Below are 21,700 nucleotides of genomic sequence, written 5' to 3'. Positions count from 1 at the left end.
CAAATGCTTTTGATCTACAAAAAGTCGATTATCCATGGAACTATCTCAACGTTTAGGCGACGGGGACACGCTTGATGATCTCAGTAACGACATCCTTTGCAGATATTCCATCTGCAATAGCGTCATAACTTAAGATAAGTCGGTGCCCCAAGACACTATTAACGACAGCCCTTACATCGTCAGGATCGACATAATTTTTGCCTTTAATAAATGCATGTGTGCGAGCGCATTTTTCCAATGCAATTGTTGCTCTTGGACTTGCGCCAACTTGAATCCAATTTTGTAGTTCACTGTCTTTAAATTGTTGTGGGAAACGAGTCGTCATCACAATATCGACTATGTACTGTTCAAGACTGTCAGAGGTAGAAACGTTTAAAATCGCTTTTCGGGCTTGTAGCAGCACAGATTGTTCAATTGAAAAGTTCGGTTTTTGTTGGAGGGCTTCACTCTTTACTAAGCGTAAAATATCTAGTTCAGCCTCTCTAATTGGGTAATCGACGGTAATCTTCATTAAGAACCGATCTAACTGCGCTTCAGGCAAAGGGTAAGTCCCTTCTTGTTCTATAGGATTTTGTGTGGCGAGCACCATAAATAATTCAGGAAGTGGATGTGTTTTTCCGCCGACTGTAACTTGACGCTCTTCCATGGCTTCGAGTAAAGAGGATTGTACTTTTGGCGGGGCCCGATTAATCTCGTCAGCAAGTAAAATATTAGTGAAAACAGGGCCTTCTTTAAATACCATTGTTTCAGAGCTATCCAGTGTCTCATAGCCTATTACATCACTTGGCATTAAATCGGGTGTGAACTGTACGCGCCCGAGTGAAGCATCCAAACAATTTGATAATGCTCTTACAGAGCGAGTTTTTGCGGTTCCTGGCAGCCCCTCAAGTAATACATGACCTTCGGCAACTAAAGCTATAATAAGTGCATCGACGACATGTTGCTGCCCAACCACTTGTCTGCTTAATGCTAAAGACAATTGCTGTAGCGAATTGGATAATGATAATTTCGACATGTAAATATCTCTATCTTGTGTTTATATAATTAAAAATGCCTATCAAACAGTGAGGGTATGTTTTAACTGGTATTTATAAAGTGTAAGTCACTCAGTAATAAAAATAGCTTATCTAATACTTTGAGAACTAAGGTGATTTATGTTGTTTAACTAATTTTAGTTAACCATTTACTGCGTTATTTTGGGTGCGTTTACTTTATAACTTTAGAGCTATTTCTAGAGGGTTGTTTACAGGAGGTAAGCCTAATGCCAGTTTGTTAGTTAATCAATTGAATTATATTTAAATGTGAATTAAATATGAGTTAATTAACTATTTGTCTATTTGTCTATTTGTCTATTTGTCTATTTGTCTATTTGTCTATTTGTCTATTTGTCTATTTGTCTATTTGTCTATTTGTCTGTTGCTTATAGATAATGAAACTAAACTCACTATTAACTCGAAGATTTTTCCTTTTTAATATTTGCATTACTGTCCTTACCTAATCGAAGTTGGAGTGATTTGTTTGTTAATTGGCTCAATAATAAATAAAAGTTCGAGATGCCGACATTAAGTTTATATACAAAAGTTACTCCTTATTTGAGTAAGAGTAAGGCATCGAGTGTTCACTTAAGTTAATAGAGGGACGCACATGAATATTCCGAGTAGAAAACACAACTTTCAACTGCGATGCTTGCTCTATCAGGATTCTCGTCAATGTATGCTTTAGCACCAGAAGTAAAATCGAACCAAAAACCTAATATTCTAGCAATGTGGGGTGATGACATAGGTACTTGGAACATCAACTATTGGAATCGTGGTTTGATGGGATATGAGACATTTAGGCTATTACATTATTGGGCTGTGAAATTTACGCATCCGAGTGAGGGCAACCAAACAATTTAATATTGCTCTTACAGAGTGTTTTTGTGGTTCTTGGCATGGAATCAAGTAATACATGAGCTTCGGCAAGTAAAACTATAAGATGTACATTGACGACATGTTCCTGCCAACTACTTGTCTGCTTAGTGCTAAAGACAGTTGCAGTAGCGAATCGGATAATGATAATACGACATGTAAATATCTCTATCTTGTGTTTATGTAATTTACAATGCCTATCAAACTGTGAGGCTATGTTTTCACTGGCATTTATAAAGTGTAAGTCACTCAGTAATAAAAGTAACTTATCTAATAACATGAACACCAAAATGATTCATGTTGTTAAACTAATTTAAATTGAAGTTTATTGCGGCATTTGTTCTGTGTGTTTGCATTGTTTAATAAGCTGAATGCTATTTGTAGAAGGTTATTTGCAGGGCGTAATTAAAATGGCAGCTAGTTAATTTAATGAAATAAAAAAAGTGAATTAGTCAACTGTTTTTTCTTTGTTTCTCTATTGCTTACTAGATAATGTTTTTTAGTTGAATGAAACTAAATTCACTATTAACCAAAAGTGTTTTTTCTTTTTTTATATTCACATTAATATCCCTCTCGAATTGAAATTGGAGCGATTATTTTCTAATTGACTCCACAATAAATAGAACATCGAGATGTCGACAGTAAGTTTATATACAAACATTACTGCCAACTTGAGTAAGAGTAAGGCATCGAGTGTTCACTTAAGTTAATAGAGAGAGACGCACATGAATATTCCGAGTAGAAAAACACTACTTTCAACCGCGATGCTTGCCTTATCAGCATTTTCGTCAATGCATGCAATTGCTGCTGAAGCTCCAGCACCGAAATCGAATCAAAAACCTAATATCCTAGTCATGTGGGGCGATGATATAGGTACCTGGAACATCAGCTATTGGAATCGTGGCTTGATGGGATATGAGACATCAAACATCGACCGTATCGCCAATGAAGGTGTTGCATTCACTGATTACTATGGCGAGCAATCTTGTACTGCTGGTCGAAGTGCGTTTATTACTGGTCAAGATGGATTAAGAACAGGCATGACAAAAGTTGGCCTTCCAGGAGCGCCTCAAGGTATTGCTGATGATGATTTAACCATCGCTGAAGTACTTAAAAACCAAGGCTATATGACGGGGCAATTTGGTAAAAACCATCTTGGTGACCGCGACCGTGACTTACCAACAAACCACGGTTTTGATGAGTTTTATGGTTTCCTATACCACCTAAATGCGATGGAAGAGCCAGAGCATGATTTCTACCCGAAAGATCCAAAGTACCTTGAGAAATATGGTCCACGAGGCGTCATTTCGGCCAAAGCTGATGGTGAAGTTAAAGATACTGGACCGCTAACGATAGAGCGCATGCGCACTATTGATGACGATGTGACCGCGCATGCCATTAAATTTATGGACAAAGCACAAGCAGCACATAAACCATTCTTTGTGTGGTGGAATTCTTCTAAGATGCACTTCAAGACTCACTTAAACCCTAAAGATAGAGGTATTTCTGGACAAGGTTTCTATAATGACGCAATGATGGCTCATGACAGAAATGTAGGCGAACTACTTGACTATATTGATGATAATGAGTTGAAGGACAATACTATTGTTATGTATGGAACCGATAATGGCCCTCACTTTAATGCGTGGCCAGATGGGGCTACTACGCCTTTCCGAGGTGAGAAGGAAACAAACTGGGAAGGCGCTTATCGCGTTCCTGCATTTGTACGTTGGCCTGCCGGTGACTGGAGCGGTGGTCGAGTGCTAAACGGCATGGTTTCAGGGCTTGATTTCCTTCCGACTCTTTCTGCAGCGGCTGGTGATAGCAATATTAAGCAAGACTTGTTGAAAGGCGGTTATAAAGCCAATGGTAAAGAGTTCAAAATCCATCTTGATGGCTTTGACATGAATGATTATTTTGCAGGTCGTACGAAAGAAGACCCGCGTAAGCAGGTAATTGAATATAACGCTGACGCACAAGTCGTAGCTATTCGTTATAACCAAGCAGATTACGTTGGCGGTGGTAAAGATCACTCTACTGACTGGAAGGTTGTTTACGGTGAGCAAAGAGCGAAAACGATGGCTCTTTGGGCTGAGCCGTTTACTTGGTTGCGTTTACCTAAAATCTTTAACCTTAGACAAGATCCATTTGAGCGTGCTGATCACAACTCGAATAACTATTGGTCTTGGGAGCTTGATAATGTCTTTGTATTTTATAAAGCCAACGAGCTAGTAAAACAGCACTTAGCTACTTATAAAGACTTTCCACCATCACAGCGCCCGGGTTCATTTACAATGGATGGTGCGAGTGAATCAGTATACAAAAACTTTGGCATAGGAGCTGGTGGTTCAAAAACTGCCACTAAATAACCTGTAATAGCAAGAAACTAGAGGATTCTCTAGTTTCTTGCTCAACTTCCTTAAATAGGTACACCTTATGTTTAAATCCCTTATATTGGCGACTTTTTGCATTGCTCCTTTTGTCCAAGCTGGAAGTGCCCCTCAAACACTATCTATGCAGGGGGCTGACGTTTCAGCTCTCCGAACCGAGAACGTCGCAGTTTCCGCCCAGCAGTCTACCGACGTGCAAAGTGCGGTGTTGGAAAATATTAATCGCTTTAATGGTTATGAACAAACAGCTGGACAAGTTTCTCGCAATCTATCAAGTCAGAATATGCAGCAAGCAAGTGAGCAAGATAAGTCTAGCGTTTATAGCAATAGCATGCCAGAACACAACTTATCTAAAGTTAACGTCGAGTCGAACAAGCAGCTTAACGATATTGAACCAGCAAAGACTGCAGCAATTTCAGTTAGCTCTAGTAGCGTTAGCCGCAATCAGTTCGATGCGATATCGGTGTTATTAACTAGCACTGGTTTCAGTAGTGATCAAAAAATTAAGTTGATACAGGTCCTAAGCCAATAAACTCTATTAGTAAGGTGTTCTTTTTGACTAATCAATAAATCAAGAAGAAATTCAGCTGATGATACTTGGCAATATCTCGGTATCTAGTTGAATCACTGTTAGTGGCGTCAATTAAATACCGTTCAATCCATATTTTACTTGAGTTGATTGTTCATAAATTAACTAGCAATTATCATCACTCCCATCAAATTAACTGACAGATGAAGATACTTATGAGTAGCAACAATACAGTTCTAAAAGCAGGTCCACAGTTTAATGGTAAAGCCTCAAAACGCATGCATGTAATGACAAAGCCTATCGGTGCTTCATGTAACCTTGACTGTGATTACTGCTACTACTTAAGCAAAGAAGATCTGTTGGATTATAAGAGGGGATGCTCACCAAAATTAAGTGACCATGATCTTGAAGTATTTATTCGCAGCTATATAGAAGGGCAAAATACACCAGAGATTATATTTTCATGGCAAGGCGGCGAAGCGACAATGCTAGGAATCCCTTATTTTGAAAAAATTGTAGAACTACAGAAAAAATATAAACCTGAAGGCGTCATTATTTCAAATGATCTACAAACAAACGGCATACTTATAAGTGACAAATGGTGCGAGTTTTTAAAAAACAACAACTTCCTTGTTGGGTTAAGTATTGATGGGCCAGAGTTAATCCATAATAGTTATCGTACGACTAAATCAGGAAAAGGCTCATTTAGACAAGTCATGCGAGCTGTTGAATTACTGCATAAGCATCAGGTTAAATTTGCAACCTTGACCTGTGTCAATAACATAACCAGTCATAATGCTTTAACGGTATATCGTTTTTTACGTGATGAAGTAAAGTCGCCACAGATGCAATTTATTCCTATTGTTGAACCTAAGACATTTCGTTCTACGGCTCCACATACATGGGCGAGCGATGAACGATTAATGCAAGGCGATGCAAGGTTAAACCCAGCGCATAAAGAGTCGATAGTTGAGTCATTTTGTGTCGCAGATGACGCATGGGGTAACTTCCTGATTACAGTATTTGATGAATGGATTCAAAATGATGTAGGGACTGTCTTTGTTCAATATTTCGAAGCCTTTTTAGAGACATGGGCAGGCAGAAGAAATCCATTATGTACACTTGGGGAAATGTGTGGCAAAGGCTTAGCAATGGAACCTAATGGCGACGTTTTTAGCTGTGATCATTATGTTTATCCCGAATACAAGATTGGCAATATAAACGATAAAACACTTGAATCAATGGCTTACTCTAGTCAGCAGCAGCAGTTTGGGGTATCAAAAACCAAGTCATTGCCAAGCCAATGCCAGCGCTGCGAATATCAATTTGCTTGTTTTGGTGAGTGTCCTAAAAACCGCTTCATTCGTACCAAAGATGGTGAAGATGGGCTTAATTATTTATGTGCAGGTTGGAAGAAGTTTTATACCCATGCAGATGCGGGGCTGGCGTATATTCTACGCACACTCAACTACCCGGTAGCACGCGGTAAATACAGTGACCGAGAATTAATTAACAAGCAATTGCAAGCCAGAGCATAACGGTTGATTGATGATGAATAAGCAGATCATAATGGTTGTTTCAATGCTGCTAGTGTCATTTGGCACTCAAGCTAATACAGAAGAACCGCCGACAAATTACCGGCCTAATGTTGAAGACCCTGCCTACATTGCTCAGGATAAAGCACGGACAGTCGATGAAAGGGTAATTGCACTTGAGTCGCTACAAACGCGACCTTCAAAAAATGGTTTGGTGGCCGTTGCTAGAGCTTTGAAGGAAGAAAATACTCAAATAAAGCAAGCTGCAATTATCGGTAGCGCTGGTTTTTCTGTTGCGTTGCGCTGGAAAATGCTTACCCCTTTATTGGCTGACTCAAATACGGCGACTAGCAACGAAGCAGTATTTAATTTGTTATCGGGTGAGCAAGAGTTTAACGCTGAACAGAAAGAGATTATTAGGCCTTACTTAGCTGGACTTGAACAATATTTGTTAGAGGGCAACACATCATATGCACGATATAGGCTGGCAAGGTTTTATCAGTTAACCGGTGATAACAAAAAAGCAATTTCGTTGTTTAAGCAATTAACGTTGGAGGTACCCACCAATCAAGCTGTATGGGTCAGTTATGCAGAGGCGTTTCATAAACAAGGCAAAGATAAAGCTAGCTTGGATATTTTGAATGTAGGGCTAAAGAGTAATCCTAACTCTTCACAGTTACATTTTGCTAAAGGACTGACTTTGGTGAGAGCCAAAGAGAAACGGTTGGCAATGGAACAGATAAAAGTCGCGGCCATACTTGCTGAGTCAAATAGTTACTATTGGTATTTGTACGGAGTAATGCAAAAAGAGTTTGATGTTGCTGCATCAGTACCTTTGTTTGAGCAGGCGTATCAGTTGTCTGGTGCTCCAGAGCAAATGTATGCACTGTGCGAAGTGTATTTAGAAACTGACAATGTAAATGCTAATGCTTGTTTGACTGAACTTAAAAAAGTGGCACCTAAAAATGCTGTCGAACAATTATTACAGAAGTTAAAGTCATGAGTTTGTCTGGTATACAAAGTTACCGCAGTGCTATTTAAAGAATGGGAATAACATGAATATTAGACTCAAACCTGCATCGGTGAAATTGCTGCTATGCATTGTTAGTTTACTATTGGCAAATAGTGCTTTCGCTGACGTTAGAATGCTCATAGCCACTAAAGCAGAGCGATCCGCTGTTAGTTCTGCAAATTCTGCATACTATGACGCTTTTAAGAACAAAGCAGATGAAAACTGGGTTTACCAGCTCATGGATGATAATTTGCTAGAACCGAAGTGCTATGTCTCTAAAACAGAGTCTTTTGCCGTCGGTGATAGGTATGAACATAAAAATATACAACTGCAATGTATCCAAATTGGAAAATCGACTCGAATATTCTGGCCTGTACGCTGGGTAAAGCATTGCGAACAAGTCAATCCTAATTTTGGAATGTGTGCGATGGATAATATTCAAAACGAACGCAAATAGTGTGGCTGCTTATCTGAGTTCAATCTATATCTAAGTTAGCGAAGTGCTGCTGTAGTTTCAATGAGCGCTTCTCTAAGCCATTTGTTCCCGCCGTCATGTCGCTGCGAGTGATGCCACGTCATATAAATGGGGACTTTTTTAGATGCAAAGGGCAGAGGGAATATATTCAGATCTAACGCATCACACATTTTGTTTGCATGCCAGCTACTTGTTACGCAAATCCAGTCAGTTTGCGATGCCATCACTAATGCAGTACTAAGTGAGCCTGTGGCATAAGCGACTTTTCGATGGGGTATATCTTCATCAGCTAATGAGTTAAGAACGTAATTCTCGAGTGTTTTTGTAGACCAGAGGAGATGATATTCATTAAAAAAGTCTGTGAGGGTTAACTTGTCTTGGATTCGCGGGTGGTGCTTACTGACAGCGATAACCAATTGCTGTTCGAATAAGAATTGATTATGGTAACCATGATCTTCTAATAGTGCAGTAGCAAGAATAAGGTCTACCTTACGGTGGCGTAAGTCATCTTGTCTTTCATGATAATATTGATGCTCCACATCGGCCTTAATCATGATGTTTGGTGCATGTTTTCGTTTATAATCCACAATTGGCGGAACAACGATAAGATCTATATCTTTGTGACTGGAAATACGGAAAGTTCGTTGACTGGTTAATGGGTCAAAATCTTGCCGGGATATGGCACCATTAAGCAGCAATGATAATGGTTCTTGGATCTCTACATGTAACTCTATGGCAAAATTTGTCGGCGCTATTCCGCGGCCTTGTCGGATAAAAAGCGGATCTTGATATTGGTCTCTAAGCCGATTAAGCGCATGACTCACTGCGGGAGCCGTGATCCCCAAAATATCAGCTGCATCATTGACACTTTCACTCTTCATTACTGCATCAAACGTCTTTAATAAATTTAAATCCATACTCTTCTCTTTTCCTATCTGCTCTTGAACAGATTATAGTTTGTTGTTGGGAAAAGCTATCCGTCTTTGCTCCAGTGTCAAAACCAAAATATTTTGTGTTATCAGAGTTAGATAATACCAATGAATAAGGTCTATTTTTATGCTTTATCACTACAGTTCATCTTATTGCTACTTGTTTCTGCCCTATATTTTAATGCTTTATTATCAATCGCTTGATTTATTGTTGTTACAGTTTTAGCAATTGATTTTGTTTAGTTTATATATCGATTTATAACAAAATTAGAATTCCTCACCATGTTTAATACGGCAAGGCTTAATCACTAGTGATTTGCCAATACTTTTACTCTCTATTCATGTTTTTCGTGTCAGTCATATTGTTAAACCAAGTATGAAATGGTTAAAAATTTATATATAAAAGGTTTTAATATTTCAGCCTCTAATTCATCAAGCGTAGAAAGCTATATTCAATTTGCTCGAAGCTTTTCGTACTTCATATTGGAAAAGGGTTTAAGGATTATGGTCTACCTTTTTAGGATCTTATTCAGGAGGGAAATATTGATTTACATAAAGTTGTCAAAAAATTTGATTAGCGCGCAGGTGAGCGTGTATCGACCTTTCAGTACTTTGGATAAAAGCAGAGATCTGCGAGTATGTGATAAAGAAATGGTGTCTGGTTAAACTTGCTACCACTAATGAACAACGCAAACTATTTTCCAATTTACGTCGTTCCAAACCTATCTAGGCTGTATTCTTTGTCTTAAGGTTTTCGATTGAAACTTGCATAGCGGTTAGCAGTTTAGTGGTATTGGCCATTATTGTGACAGCTGAATCTAGACTTGGTTCCGGTGTTGCATTAGGTGTTACATAAACCTCAAGCTGCTATTAGGGGCGGGAAAACGTTATTAGACAATAAGTTATTGATATTACTAGTTTCAGGCATAAAAAAAGACGTCCTAAGACGTCTTTTTTAAGTATTTGGTGGAGGCGGCGGGATTTGAACCCGCGTCCAGAAAGCCTACATCCAAGGCGCTACATGTTTAGTCTCTCTTTTGGTTAACCAAGTACACTCCGAAAGACAGGATTGCAATTGGCGAGTCCGATACTATTTCGCGGTTCACCCTCGGACGGAGTTCCCTCGCTATCAAATGTAATATGACCATCTTGAATCCCTGCCCATTTGAGAGACGTGGGTAAGATGGCTAGCTAGCCTAAGCTGCTAGAGAGTAGTTAGAGTCGTTAGCAACTATAACAGTGCGGCTTTTTACGAGGCCAACCGCCCCTCGACATGCTCCCAGGGTTTCGTGAATCCTGTCGAATCCAGAATCGCCCCCAAAGTTTGTTGATTGTATCGGGTAAACACTAAAAAGCCTAATGCATTTCACCAATTAACAATCGTTTGTTCATTATCCGTCCAGTCTAGACTTCTTCATCACACGAGATTGCTCTACTTTCCACTCGCGCTCTTTAGTGTCCTGACGTTTATCGTGATCTTTTTTACCTTTACCTAAACCAATCTCAACTTTTACCCAAGCGCTTTTACGCCAGTATAGGGAAAGTGGTACTAAGGTATAGCCTTGACGCTCAATTAAGCCTTCAAGTTTGTCTATTTCACTGCGTTTCATTAGCAGTTTTTTAGTACGTACAGGATCGCACACTACATGAGTCGTTGCGGTGTTTAGCGGCTGAACGGTACAACCGTGCATGAATGCTTCACCATTTTTGATGAAGACATAACAGTCAGCTAAAGTGACTTTTCCCATGCGCAGAGATTTAACTTCCCAGCCTTGTAGCTCAAGTCCAGCTTCTATTTTTTCTTCAATTTTAAATTCAAAGGTCGCGCGCTTATTACGTGTAATCGTAGCGGGTGGATTCTTTGATTTTTTCGAATTCTTTTTTACCATAATCGCGTGTACTGCCCGCTGTTATCCCATTTAAAAGATCTGATCATTTTTCACATGTGACAGATATGGGGGAGAGAATAATCTAATCAAGGGATTATACCCAAACCACTTAAAGATGCGAGTTTATTCATTAATCGTAATAGATGCGTTTTAACGTAGGCGTGTTAAAATTGGCAGATTGTTATCGAAAGTGTTGTTATTCATGCCAAAAATTTCAAAAAATGTACTCGTTCGTTTCAGTGCAATGCAAATGTATGATCTGGTTAATGATGTTGAGTCTTACCATGAGTTTCTCCCCGGCTGCGTTGGCGGTAAAGTGCTTGAGTTTGATGGTAAAACAATGGTGGCATCGGTTGATGTTTCAAAAGCAGGCATTCGTAAAACCTTTACCACGCGTAATCAGGTTGTACCGGGTAAAACTGTATCGCTAACCCTCGAAAATGGTCCATTTAAAAACCTTGATGGTATTTGGCGTTTTACAGAGTTAACAGATGATGCCTGTAAAGTTGAGTTTGATTTAAACTTTGAGTTTTCAAACCCACTTGCAGATATGGCATTTGGACGGGTATTTAAAGAGTTAATGAACTCAATGGTGACGGCTTTTACTGATAGAGCCAAGGTGATTTACAATGACAAATGAAGTTGAAACATTCGCTGTTGATGTGATTTATGCACTGCCAGCTCAGCAGAAAATTATTACAGTTAATGTCACACCGGGTACCACTTTTATTGAAGCGGTTAAGCAAAGCAATATTGTGAGTTTTTTCCCTGAGATTGATCTTGAAAAAGTAAAGCTGGGTGTTTTTAGCCGACAAGCTAAACACGATGAAGAATTACAGCAAGGTCAGCGTATTGAGATATACCGCCCTTTAATTGCCGACCCCAAAGATGTGCGCCGTAAGCGTGCAGAAAAGGCCAAGGAAGAAGGGCGTAGCAATAAAATTACCGGTGCCAAATTAAGTTAGTGGTTACAAGAATATTTATTGATAGTTAAACAAGTTACATGCATTAAAAAAGCGGAAAGAGTTATCTTTCCGCTTTTTATTTCAAGCTTGTATATTTAGAAGTGTAAAACCATTATTCGGCTTTGTCATTTCCTTGAGAACCACCAGTTGGTACATTGTTCTCATTTTCAATACGTTCTTCTTGAACTAATGGCTTCGCATCACCACGAATTGCTTTATTAGGCTCTTGCTCTGGTAATAAAGGAGCCACAACTGGAGCAGATACTGTTGGCAAGGCACCTTCATTAAGCGGTGTATCAAAGTCATCACTTAATTTGTAATCACCTTCTACTCGTTCGAGTAAATCACCATCAAAATACAAGATAAGCTCTTTATGAGTCACACTGGCATCACGGCCACTTTTAAAGTGATAAACGTAGTACCAAATATTATCAGCGAAACTATCACGAAGAACTGGGCGGCCTAAAATATATTCAGCCTGCTCTTTGGTCATTTCAACACGTAGTTTTTCTACTTGTTGTAACTCCATGTAGTTACCTTGTGGTACATCAGGTTTATAAATTAACCAATCAAAAACACTACACGCACTTAAAGATACTGAAAGCGCAACGGCGCCTAAAAGGGTAAGACTTTGTTTTTTGTTTATCATTGTCTGCGCTATTTCCTAAAAATCTGACGCCATCATACCCAAGGCTTCCCTATGCTGACAAGTGGCTATTAACTGTTGAATGCTATAACTGTGTGAATAATAGAGTCGGTAGTGCTGAGTTAGTTCCGTAATAGGATAGGAAAGTCGTTTATTTATCCAAAATGTGTAGGTCAAATGTTACGAAGTTGTAGAAATTCGTGGTAAATCCCTGTGTAATTATATAAGTTTGAATTATGGAAGTTAATTGAGTTCGATAATATCTATTACCTAAGTCAATTCATCAACCTATACAGCCCAATCCATCTGACTTAAAAGAATAACGATTAAAAATGTCATTAAAAGCAGCTGAAATTAATAAAGACTCATTATCACTCCAACAAAATGCAGGTCGGGTGACTTTTGTTGGTACGGGTTTGCAACTTGCGGGACAGGTCAGTGTATTGAGTAAAAGCTATATTGAAAATGCTGATTTAGTTTTTTCACTTGTACCTGATGGGTTTACTGAGCGCTGGCTTGTAAGCTTGAACCCAAATCATCGCTCCCTGCAGCCTTATTATGCTCAAAAAGATGAAGTTAAAAATCGCCGGGATACCTATTCGCAAATGGTAGAAGCGATACTTGAACAGGTAAGGTCTGGGCTAAATGTGGTTGTTGCCTTGTATGGCCACCCTGGGGTATTTGCTTGTGTGTCCCATTTATCGATTAAGCAAGCAAGGCAAGAAGGGCATCATGCGCAGATGCTACCTGGAATATCCGCAGAAGCTTGCTTGTGGGCTGATTTAGGTATCGACCCAGGTACATCTGGACATCAGAGTTATGAAGCGACTCAATTCATGCTGTATCAGCATATTCCCAACCCTAAGACCCATCTACTCCTGTGGCAAATATCGTTAGCTGGTGAACATACTTTAACTGAATTTTCGACAACATCAGAACGATTAGAGATCTTGGTGGATCATTTATCACAATGGTATCCGCGTGAGCATGAGGTGGTAATTTACGAAGCTGCTACTTTACCTCATTTAAAACCGAGAATTGAGCGGTTCAGCCTTGAGCAATTGCCCTATGTTGAACTCAGCACCATTAGTACTTTATTAATCCCTCCCTCAGAGCAATTAGCTTTAAATCTCGACATATTAAAGCGCCTTGGGATTGAAGCATGCGATATTGGATAAACCTTTCAACACTAAAATGGAAATTACTATGTCAAAACTTAGCTCTTTTTTAACGGATTTAAGCTCGGATGCAAAATTAAAACAAGCATTTGAAAAATCGCCGCAACAAGTCATGCAAGATTACGGATTGACTAAAGAAGAGCAAGAGGCTTTGTTGTCATGTGATGAAAGTAAAGTCTGTGCGTTAATTGGAGATGTTGATAAATCTAAAATATTGTTTGTTCATCACTCCTAGGTTATTGACTTGAAAAATATTTTGTTGTTTTTGACTTTTCTAAGCTCTTTTGCTTTTGCCAATATTGAGCAGCAAATTGACTTAGAGTTATCGCAATTAGAAAAAACAATGAAAACTTCCCCTGATGAAGGGGAAGTGCTCTTTAGTGCCTTACAAGATAAAAGTTCGATTTTAAATAATGACCAGCTTGCTAGATTATGGATGATTGATGCTCAAAGACAAATAATGATAGGCAATTTTGAAAATGCACTTATTCGGCTAGATGATGTACAAAATGTAGCAACAGATAGAATACTATTAACACAATCCTATATGTATAAGGTCACTTCATATATAGGGTTAAAAAATTACACTTCAGCATTTATTGAATTAGAAAATAACCTCGCTCGAGTAGAAACCTACCAAGACATCGAATTAAAACTAGAGTCATATTTACGCATTTTAAATGTATACCTAGATATGGATGCATATAAAGAAAGTAAACGAATTTCTAAAAAAGTATTGGCCTTGAATAAACAACAGTCACCTAAAAGCCATTGCTATGGTCTTGTAGGCCTAGGCTACAGCAATTTGAACTTGAGACTCTATCGAGAAGCTTCTTCCACTTTTGACGAAGCATATGCTTATTGCCAAACTCATGAGTTTTCTCTTGTTGCGGCTATGGCTATTAAAGGCTTAGCTGAAATTAACTTGGAAATGAGTGAATATAGCACTGCGCAACAACAACTTGAAATAGCTTTAACCGTTTATCAGAGATTCAATTTCACCTATGAGCTATCAAGGACTAACGCACTATTAGCGATGGTCCATTATCATATAAATGAATACGAAACTTCGATGTATTATGCCGAGTTGGTTAATGGATTACCAAATGACTCCATTTATATGTTACCCAAAAGAAAAGTAAGTGAAATATTATCAATGCTTGCAAGTCGACAAGGTAATTATAAGGAAGCTTATCAATATCAAGTCCAAGCTCACGCCTTGGATATGCAGATAATCAATGAGAAAAAAGTAAAAGAAAATGCTTACCAAATGGTAAAGTTTGATTCAGCAGAGAAAACCCGAGAGCTGAATCAATTAGTACAAGATCATGAAATGATAGCCAAACAGCGAAGTATTTTGAATAATGAAAAGAGTTCCTCTTTCATGTTCTCTACGGTGCTTGTTGGTACGGTTGTTTTTTTGACTTTAATGTTATCGGCGGCCTGGATGCAACGTAATCAGTTTCGTAAACAAGCTCAAATCGATGCGTTAACTGGATTATATAATCGTGGTGCAGGGCTTGAAAAAGCAGAGAATGAATTCGTGCAAGTACAAGCTTGCGATGAAAGCTTTAGTATTATTGTGATTGACCTAGATTGGTTTAAAAAGATTAATGATAGCTTCGGTCATGCTACCGGTGATTGGGCGTTGAAAAAAGTTTCAGAGACGGTTAATACTTGTATTAAGTCTAGTGATATTGTTTGCCGCCTGGGCGGTGAAGAGTTTGCGATATTTATGCCGTATACAAATATCGACATTGCTTACGAACGTGCACAACAGTTGTGTGATGCTTTTGCGAATATCAATACGCGTTACTCTGGGCATCAATTTACCATTACTGGCAGTTTTGGTGTTAGTGAGTTAACTAAAGATGATTTAAGCTTGGATCCAATTCTAAATCGCGCTGACAATGCGCTATATCAAGCCAAGTCAGCAGGTAGAAATCGAGTGGTTAAGTCTTGATAATCTGTAAGCTATATTAAAAAATACTTTTGATACTTATCTAATATTAAATTCTAGCTGAGTGGTTTGCATTAGATTATAGGGACTGGCTAATAAGTTCTGGACACCGCAATCAGCTACATCAATTCCTTGCGTAAACAATCCTTATTGAGAGTTTTATTCCATAACCTTAAGTTTTAGTATTTCTCTTAATATTTCCCCTTATCGCTATCTCTGAGTGCTATTCCTAAGTCGTGCCTTTTAATATTAGTGCTATAGCTCATTACTATTGAGCGTAATTTTGATATTTAGTCACTGAAATATATCGACTACTTAATCAAATTGTAGTTTCAGTGCGGTTAAATAAACACACACATCATTGAAAGGTCTATTCACCTTAAACATCATAAAGATAATTCTTCTTTTTATTACTGTTTATCTACTTTGTTTTTAGCTAATAAATCGAAAAGTGACAGTTTTTTTACTTTTTTATAAAAAATTTCGATTTTTTTTGAGTGAAACCAATAAATTTTGTGATGTTGATCGGACTACATCCATCTTAGTCTAGAGTAAATATTCTAGGGGTCGCATCTAGTTTACGTTAACGTCAGCTTTAAACGGTCGTTTGAATCTGTAATTGGAAGATTTGTTGTTAAGTTGTTGTTTTAGTTTTGGTTGGTTCGTTTACCTTAAGGTTAGTTCAAAACAAATTCTTGATTCTACTTTGGTATAAATATTAAAAAAATGTGTAAAAAATATTTTACAGCGAGTAATTTAGTAACCTTTTTAATATTCACTTTAAACCTTTGGTTAAGTTGTAAGACAATTTACCAATATCAATGTAGATTGAAAGGGATTTAAGGAAATATTGTTTTTTATCAGCGATTTATCGTTGTTGATGTTTTGGTAATACCAATTTTAGCTATTGTTTTTGCTTGTTTTTATACCATTTGATGTTGTTGCAAATGCAAAGATTTCTCGTTAGGTTTTAGTTCGAAACAAACATTTGGTGGTTAAATATTGGCAGGTTTGTTTGGAGATAGAGAAAGTAAGGCATTGAAGGTTAAGCGCGGCAATATCCTGTTGACAAGTTCAAACTTGCTTACTTCTCTCTTTGAAAACTGACTAATGCTCAAGGGGCTTAATATGACAGCAGAACAATTAATGGCTAGATATGCTAAATCACAGCCAAGTGCTGATACTGAATTACCTACTAGTGTAGATCTTGCGCTAATCGGTCCTAAGGTCCCTGGCCAAGAAGCGATTTTTAATGACGGTGCGCTTTCTTTACTTGCAGCATTATGTGAAGAGTTTAACCAAGAAGTCCCACAACTATTGGCTAAGCGTAAGCAAAAGCAACAGCGTATTGATAACGGTGAGCTACCAGATTTTTTACCAGAAACACGTGCCATTCGTGATGGCGAGTGGACTATTCGTGGTATGCCTGAGGACTTAACTGATCGCAGAGTTGAAATAACGGGTCCAGTTGATCGTAAAATGATTATTAATGCCTTGAATGCCAATGTAAAAGTGTTCATGGCTGACTTTGAAGACTCACTGGCTCCAAGTTGGGAGAAAGTGGTTCAGGGTCAAATTAACCTTCGTGATGCAGTAAGAGGTGACATCAGCTTTACTGCTGAAAACACAGGTAAACATTACAAATTAGAAGAAGACCCTGCGGTATTAATTTGTCGCGTGCGTGGCCTGCATTTAAAAGAAAAGCATGTTGAATTTAAAGGCGAACCCATCCCTGGTGGATTATTCGATTTTGCGATGTACTTTTATCACAACTATCACCAGTTATTGGCGAAAGGCAGTGGTCCTTACTTTTATATCCCTAAACTTGAAAGTCACATTGAAGCGCGTTGGTGGGCCAAAGTATTTGCTTATGTTGAAGAGCGCTTTTGCTTAAAACCTGGCACCATCAAATGTACTTGTTTGATAGAGACATTGCCTGCTGTGTTTGAAATGGATGAAATTTTATATGAACTGCGGTCAAATATTGTTGCACTGAATTGCGGCCGCTGGGATTACATCTTTAGCTATATTAAAACATTAAATAAGCATGCTGACCGCGTGTTACCTGATAGACAAGCTGTCACCATGGATACGCCATTTTTAAGTGCCTATTCAAGATTATTAGTTAAAACATGTCATAAACGCGGCGCATTAGCTATGGGCGGCATGGCTGCCTTTATACCAGCAAAAACACCTGAAGCTAATGAGCAAGTGTTGCAGAAGGTAAAAGGTGATAAGGAACTTGAAGCACGTAACGGCCATGACGGCACTTGGGTAGCGCATCCTGGTTTAGCCGATACTGCCATGACAATTTTTAATGATTATATCGGTAATGGTACTAATCAATTGCATATTACCCGCGATGTTGATGCGCCTATTTTAGCTGATGAGCTATTAACGCCATGTGAAGGTGAGCGTACAGAAGAAGGCATGAGATTGAACATTCGTATTGCACTACAGTACATCGAAGCTTGGATTCAAGGTAATGGCTGTGTACCTATTTACGGTCTAATGGAAGATGCCGCAACTGCTGAGATTTCACGTACTTCCATCTGGCAGTGGATCCAACATGAGAAATCATTATCAAATGGCAAACTTGTGACTAAAGCTTTATTTAAAAGTATGTTGAGTGAAGAGCTCAACACAGTAGAGCAAGAGTTAGGTAGTGAACGGTTTAACCAAGGAAAGTTTAATCAAGCAGCGACTCTATTTGATGAAATTACCACATCGGATGAACTCGTCGATTTCTTAACCTTACCTGGATATGAGTTGTTAACGGCTTAATTCGAACTGAATGTAATCGTGTTTTATTGTTAGAAATGTTTAGTCAGAAAGAGTTGCCCTAAGTAAGTGGCTCATTTCTGGACCAGTTTAGCTGCTTTGCAGCTGATGTCCCCCGGGGTTACTCACCTACAGGTTACACCGGGTTTTTATCCAGTATTCGGAATATTAGCGCTAGCTAGTTGTGGTTCTTGATGCGAGGATTTTTAACTTCCTACCCAGTAAGTTTTCAACCATTCGCTTGTGTTGCGGCTCTTCGGAGCCGTTTTTTTTTGCTAAAAAACAGAAGAAAAGTTGAATCGATTACATATTTGATACAATTGGGATTTGTAAAAGGTTATAGTAAAAATACTGTCATAATTGATGAGTATGGACTTGAAAACCTCACTACCAATAACAAAAGGCGTCGATTACTGGACTAAACGTATCAGTGATCAAGAAATGCCTGCTTTATGTTCCACTATAAGAGACTTAGAGAAATTAGCTAAGGATGATGTGTCCTCTTTAGCTTCTCTAGGGCGCAGTGTTATGCATGATAATGCGTTAACGACTCGCATTTTACGGGTGGCGAATAGTGCTATCTACAATAAAGGTACCAGCCATGTCACCACGGTTAGCCGTGCTGCTGTGGTTTTGGGATTTGATACTATACGTAATATTTGTATTACTGCTAAATTACTCACTAGCCTGCTTGAAAACCACAATCTATCAGAATCCGTTTATCAAAGATTAATCAAATTAATGGCCCATTCTTTTCAAGCCGCAATGCTCTCTAGAGTGATGTTAAAAGACTATGATGAAGCGCTGCGTGAAGAGGTGTTTATCGCGTCGTTGCTATATCGCATTGGTGAAAGTGCTTTTTGGAGTGTCGGCGGTGATTTTGTTGATAATTTAGACCAAACATTGCTTACTGCTACTTCGGCTAAAGATGAGAAAGCGATAGTCCGTGAATATCTAGGCACATCTTTTTCTCAATTAACCCAAAGCATAGCTAGAGCTTGGGGCTTAGGTGATGTACTGACCACTTCATTGTCACACCCAGATGAGAGGATGCCTGAAATACGCAGTATATTTTTGGCAAATGAAATCATCGAAGCTTTAAATCAACCCCATATCAATACTGAAAAACTCAATGAGCTATTAAGCGCGGCTGCTGAAATTCAGAATATTAGCTTAGAACAATGCAAAGCTAGGTTCAGTCGCTGTGCTGAGGCGACGGTTCGTTTAGCAGAAGATTATGGTGCTATTGAGTTAGTGCAGCATTTGCCTGAAACCGCTGAGATCATTTCAGAGCTAGATAAGCCTGCAGAAAAGCCGGTATTTCGTGAAGCTAATTTAGTTCTACAACTAAAAAAACTGCGTGAATTGACTGAACTTGCTATTCAAAAAGCTGACTTTAACCAAGTAGTGCAAACGACATTAGAAGGTATTTTAGATGGAGTAGGCGTTGATCGTTGTGCTGTAATGCTGTTGTCACCTAATCGAAAGCAATTATCAGCACGTATCGCATTTGGAGAGGGGGCTGAAAAGCTTAAGCAAGAGTTACTGATTGAGATGCAAGGTGGGAGTAACCCATTTATGCAAAGTATTAATCAAAAACAAGCGAATTGGTTACATGAGTTTGATGAACGAGAACTCAATGAATTAGCTTCTTTTGTGAATGCTAATTTTGACCCAAATCACTTTAAACACGGTTTCATGATTGCGCCGATTGTTGTTAATGAAAAAACGATTGGTTTGTTTTATGCGGATAAACACATTTCCCCAAAACAGGTAACCCAGCAAGATTTTGATAGTTTTTGCCATTTAACTCAGTTAGCTAACCTTTGTTTTGGGCTATCAGTCCATTAGAGTCTTGAGTCATTTATCGTTAATTAACTTAGGTTATTCAACATTGTTCAAACGACTAAATTTTGCGAGCGTCTATTTTTTGATTGCGCTCAAAGCCCTTATAACTAGAACTCTCATATCAAGATCACTAATGACAAGTATATTAGTAGCGAGCATGCTCATATCAAACTTGATTGCAGCTGAGTTAAATAACTTACCCTCAACCCAACAACTTCATTCAGACAGCATTGTTGTTGAAGATCACTCACGGCAACGATTGATTCCAGTTGAGCTTTATTACCCAGCAGCAGAGTATAATTGCAAAGATAACCGCCAATGTCCGGTGATGATATTAAGTTCGGGATATGGCCTGCTGCACACTGAGTATCAATTTATAAGCCAGCACTTTCAGCAGCAAGGGTATTTGGTTATTGCAGTTCGCCACGAGTTACCTTCAGATCCTCCTTTATCAAGAGTTCAGCCGTTTGCACAAACTCGTGCTGAAAATTGGCAACGTGGTGCTGATACGCTGAATTTTATTCAGTATTACTTTAGTGAGCAGTACGTTAATCAACTGCATACGCCGGATGTTTACCCTTACTCTAGTTCAAATTTTGATTTTGAACATATCACCTTAATAGGTCATTCAAATGGTGGTGATATCTCAGTATTACTCGCAACCAATGGTGCGACTACTCTTTATGTAAATGATCTAGATACAAATGCTCTTGAAATAAAGAACCCTGATGAAAAAGCTGTGGCTGTAACCAATGGTAAGAGCGAATCATCGGATGCTAGCCAGTTTGAAGAGAGTCAAGTGGATTACATTAGCCGTATTATTACCTTAGATCACCGTAGAGTGCCTTTACCAAGAGATAAGGCAATTGATGTGCTATCAATAAGAGCAAGTGACTATCCTGCGGATGAAGGCGTTCTGCCTACTGAGGCAGAAGATGCAACAAATATCGCTGTGGTCAAGATTGAGGATTCAAGGCATAACGATATGAATGATTATGGGCCTATGTGGTTAAAAGACCGGATACTTAGCATTATCGATGAGCATATGCAGTTTTAGCTGTTGAATGGATTTGATGATTAAACAAAAGGCCTGTGGGTTGATTAATTCACAGGCCTTTTGGTAAAGGCTCTCCACTTTGAGAACCTATTTGTTCTATTTTAAAAGGTTAATTTTTCTTAATAAGCCTGGCCACCGCTTGAGCATCTTCATTAGGAACGGCAATGCTTAAATGATATTGCACTATCTTCCAGCCATCATCGGTTAATTGCAATGCTCCTGTGCCACGACACAATCCATAACTGGCGCTTTCAAGTAACTCATCAAACATGATGGTATTGTCAAACTGCAATAACTGGCGAGATTTAACCTCATAATGCCAACCATCTGTAGGTCTTGCATAGCCTGAAAATTGCTTCATATCCCAACGTTCAGTGGCATCGGTTCCGAGGAAGATAGCGTTGGCATGGTACAAAGAAAAGTAATTGTCCCAGTTAGCATCACTGGCGTCTTGATGCAGTTGATCTAATAGCGTATCAGCCTGCTGTTTAGATTCTATTGAGATGATGTCATTGGCTTCAGCGGGAAGCGATGACATCACCCATAAGCTGCTGGTTAATAGGAAGGTAAGCAGTGCATTTTGCATGGAAATTCCT

Annotated in this window: 18 protein-coding genes and 1 other RNA gene; 13 read left to right on the top strand and 6 right to left on the bottom strand. The window is 38.8% G+C overall.

The window, feature by feature from the left end:
- Positions 1-52: 52 nt before the first annotated feature.
- Entirely contained in the window at positions 53-1,015 is a 963-nt protein-coding gene (locus tag QPX86_RS15175) for an AAA family ATPase (protein ID WP_285163119.1), read from the bottom strand.
- A gap of 1,620 nt (positions 1,016-2,635) precedes the next feature.
- Between QPX86_RS15175 and QPX86_RS15170 the strand changes: the two genes are divergently transcribed.
- From QPX86_RS15170 to QPX86_RS15150, 5 genes are all read left to right on the top strand, one after another.
- Positions 2,636-4,279 (top strand): arylsulfatase, encoded by a 1,644-nt coding sequence (locus QPX86_RS15170; protein ID WP_285163118.1) that lies wholly within the window; start codon positions 2,636-2,638, stop codon positions 4,277-4,279.
- Positions 4,280-4,346: 67 nt separating this feature from the next.
- Positions 4,347-4,832 (top strand): hypothetical protein, encoded by a 486-nt coding sequence (locus QPX86_RS15165; RefSeq protein ID WP_220753102.1) that lies wholly within the window; start codon positions 4,347-4,349, stop codon positions 4,830-4,832.
- A gap of 212 nt (positions 4,833-5,044) precedes the next feature.
- Positions 5,045-6,367, top strand: coding sequence for an anaerobic sulfatase maturase (locus tag QPX86_RS15160; RefSeq protein ID WP_220753101.1), 1,323 nt, complete (start codon positions 5,045-5,047; stop codon positions 6,365-6,367).
- Positions 6,368-6,377: 10 nt separating this feature from the next.
- The gene (locus tag QPX86_RS15155; protein ID WP_220753100.1) at positions 6,378-7,367 is read left to right on the top strand and encodes a tetratricopeptide repeat protein; all 990 of its coding nucleotides are present in this window, start codon (positions 6,378-6,380) and stop codon (positions 7,365-7,367) included.
- Positions 7,368-7,419: 52 nt separating this feature from the next.
- A complete protein-coding gene (locus QPX86_RS15150; protein WP_220753099.1) occupies positions 7,420-7,833 on the top strand; it encodes a hypothetical protein in 414 nt (137 codons plus the stop codon).
- A gap of 35 nt (positions 7,834-7,868) precedes the next feature.
- On the opposite strand, the gene QPX86_RS15145 is transcribed toward QPX86_RS15150, so the two are convergent.
- From QPX86_RS15145 to smpB, 3 genes are all read right to left on the bottom strand, one after another.
- The gene (locus QPX86_RS15145; protein ID WP_285163117.1) at positions 7,869-8,768 is read right to left on the bottom strand and encodes a LysR family transcriptional regulator; all 900 of its coding nucleotides are present in this window, start codon (positions 8,766-8,768) and stop codon (positions 7,869-7,871) included.
- Between the two features lie 976 nt (positions 8,769-9,744).
- Positions 9,745-10,099: a transfer-messenger RNA gene (gene ssrA / locus QPX86_RS15135) on the bottom strand.
- Between the two features lie 72 nt (positions 10,100-10,171).
- Positions 10,172-10,669, bottom strand: coding sequence for an SsrA-binding protein SmpB (gene smpB, locus QPX86_RS15130; protein ID WP_220753097.1), 498 nt, complete (start codon positions 10,667-10,669; stop codon positions 10,172-10,174).
- A 202-nt stretch (positions 10,670-10,871) separates the two neighbouring features.
- On the opposite strand from smpB, the gene QPX86_RS15125 reads away from it, so the two are divergent.
- Together QPX86_RS15125 and QPX86_RS15120 are read left to right on the top strand one after the other, a co-directional pair.
- Positions 10,872-11,309, top strand: a complete 438-nt coding sequence (locus QPX86_RS15125) for a type II toxin-antitoxin system RatA family toxin (RefSeq protein WP_220753096.1) — start codon at positions 10,872-10,874, stop codon at positions 11,307-11,309.
- On the top strand, positions 11,299-11,634 hold the full coding sequence (locus QPX86_RS15120) for an RnfH family protein (RefSeq protein ID WP_220753095.1): 336 nt from the start codon (positions 11,299-11,301) through the stop codon (positions 11,632-11,634). Before QPX86_RS15125 ends, QPX86_RS15120 begins: the two co-directional genes overlap by 11 nt.
- 112 nt (positions 11,635-11,746) lie before the next feature.
- Here the strand turns inward: QPX86_RS15120 and QPX86_RS15115 are convergent, their stop codons facing one another.
- The gene (locus QPX86_RS15115; RefSeq protein WP_220753094.1) at positions 11,747-12,283 is read right to left on the bottom strand and encodes an outer membrane protein assembly factor BamE; all 537 of its coding nucleotides are present in this window, start codon (positions 12,281-12,283) and stop codon (positions 11,747-11,749) included.
- 329 nt (positions 12,284-12,612) lie between these two features.
- On the opposite strand from QPX86_RS15115, the gene QPX86_RS15110 reads away from it, so the two are divergent.
- From QPX86_RS15110 to QPX86_RS15085, 6 genes are all read left to right on the top strand, one after another.
- Positions 12,613-13,458 (top strand): SAM-dependent methyltransferase, encoded by an 846-nt coding sequence (locus tag QPX86_RS15110; RefSeq protein ID WP_285163116.1) that lies wholly within the window; start codon positions 12,613-12,615, stop codon positions 13,456-13,458.
- 28 nt (positions 13,459-13,486) lie between these two features.
- Positions 13,487-13,693 (top strand): hypothetical protein, encoded by a 207-nt coding sequence (locus QPX86_RS15105; RefSeq protein WP_220753092.1) that lies wholly within the window; start codon positions 13,487-13,489, stop codon positions 13,691-13,693.
- Positions 13,694-13,702: 9 nt separating this feature from the next.
- Complete coding sequence (locus tag QPX86_RS15100; RefSeq protein ID WP_220753091.1) at positions 13,703-15,421, top strand: tetratricopeptide repeat-containing diguanylate cyclase; 1,719 nt, start codon at positions 13,703-13,705, stop codon at positions 15,419-15,421.
- Positions 15,422-16,546: 1,125 nt separating this feature from the next.
- The gene (aceB, locus tag QPX86_RS15095; protein WP_407696594.1) at positions 16,547-18,202 is read left to right on the top strand and encodes a malate synthase A; all 1,656 of its coding nucleotides are present in this window, start codon (positions 16,547-16,549) and stop codon (positions 18,200-18,202) included.
- Between the two features lie 372 nt (positions 18,203-18,574).
- Positions 18,575-20,050, top strand: coding sequence for an HDOD domain-containing protein (locus QPX86_RS15090; RefSeq protein ID WP_407696593.1), 1,476 nt, complete (start codon positions 18,575-18,577; stop codon positions 20,048-20,050).
- A gap of 130 nt (positions 20,051-20,180) precedes the next feature.
- Positions 20,181-21,104 carry an alpha/beta hydrolase gene (locus tag QPX86_RS15085; protein WP_285163114.1) on the top strand — a complete coding sequence of 308 codons (924 nt, stop codon included), beginning with the start codon at positions 20,181-20,183 and terminating at the stop codon, positions 21,102-21,104.
- A gap of 109 nt (positions 21,105-21,213) precedes the next feature.
- Here QPX86_RS15085 and QPX86_RS15080 read toward each other — a convergent pair whose 3' ends face one another.
- Entirely contained in the window at positions 21,214-21,690 is a 477-nt protein-coding gene (locus QPX86_RS15080) for a nuclear transport factor 2 family protein (protein ID WP_259651258.1), read from the bottom strand.
- Positions 21,691-21,700 lie beyond the last annotated feature (10 nt).

Source organism: Shewanella goraebulensis (assembly GCF_030252245.1).
Classification (GTDB): Bacteria; Pseudomonadota; Gammaproteobacteria; order Enterobacterales; family Shewanellaceae; genus Shewanella; species Shewanella goraebulensis.
This window is presented reverse-complemented; position numbering and strand designations above follow the sequence as displayed.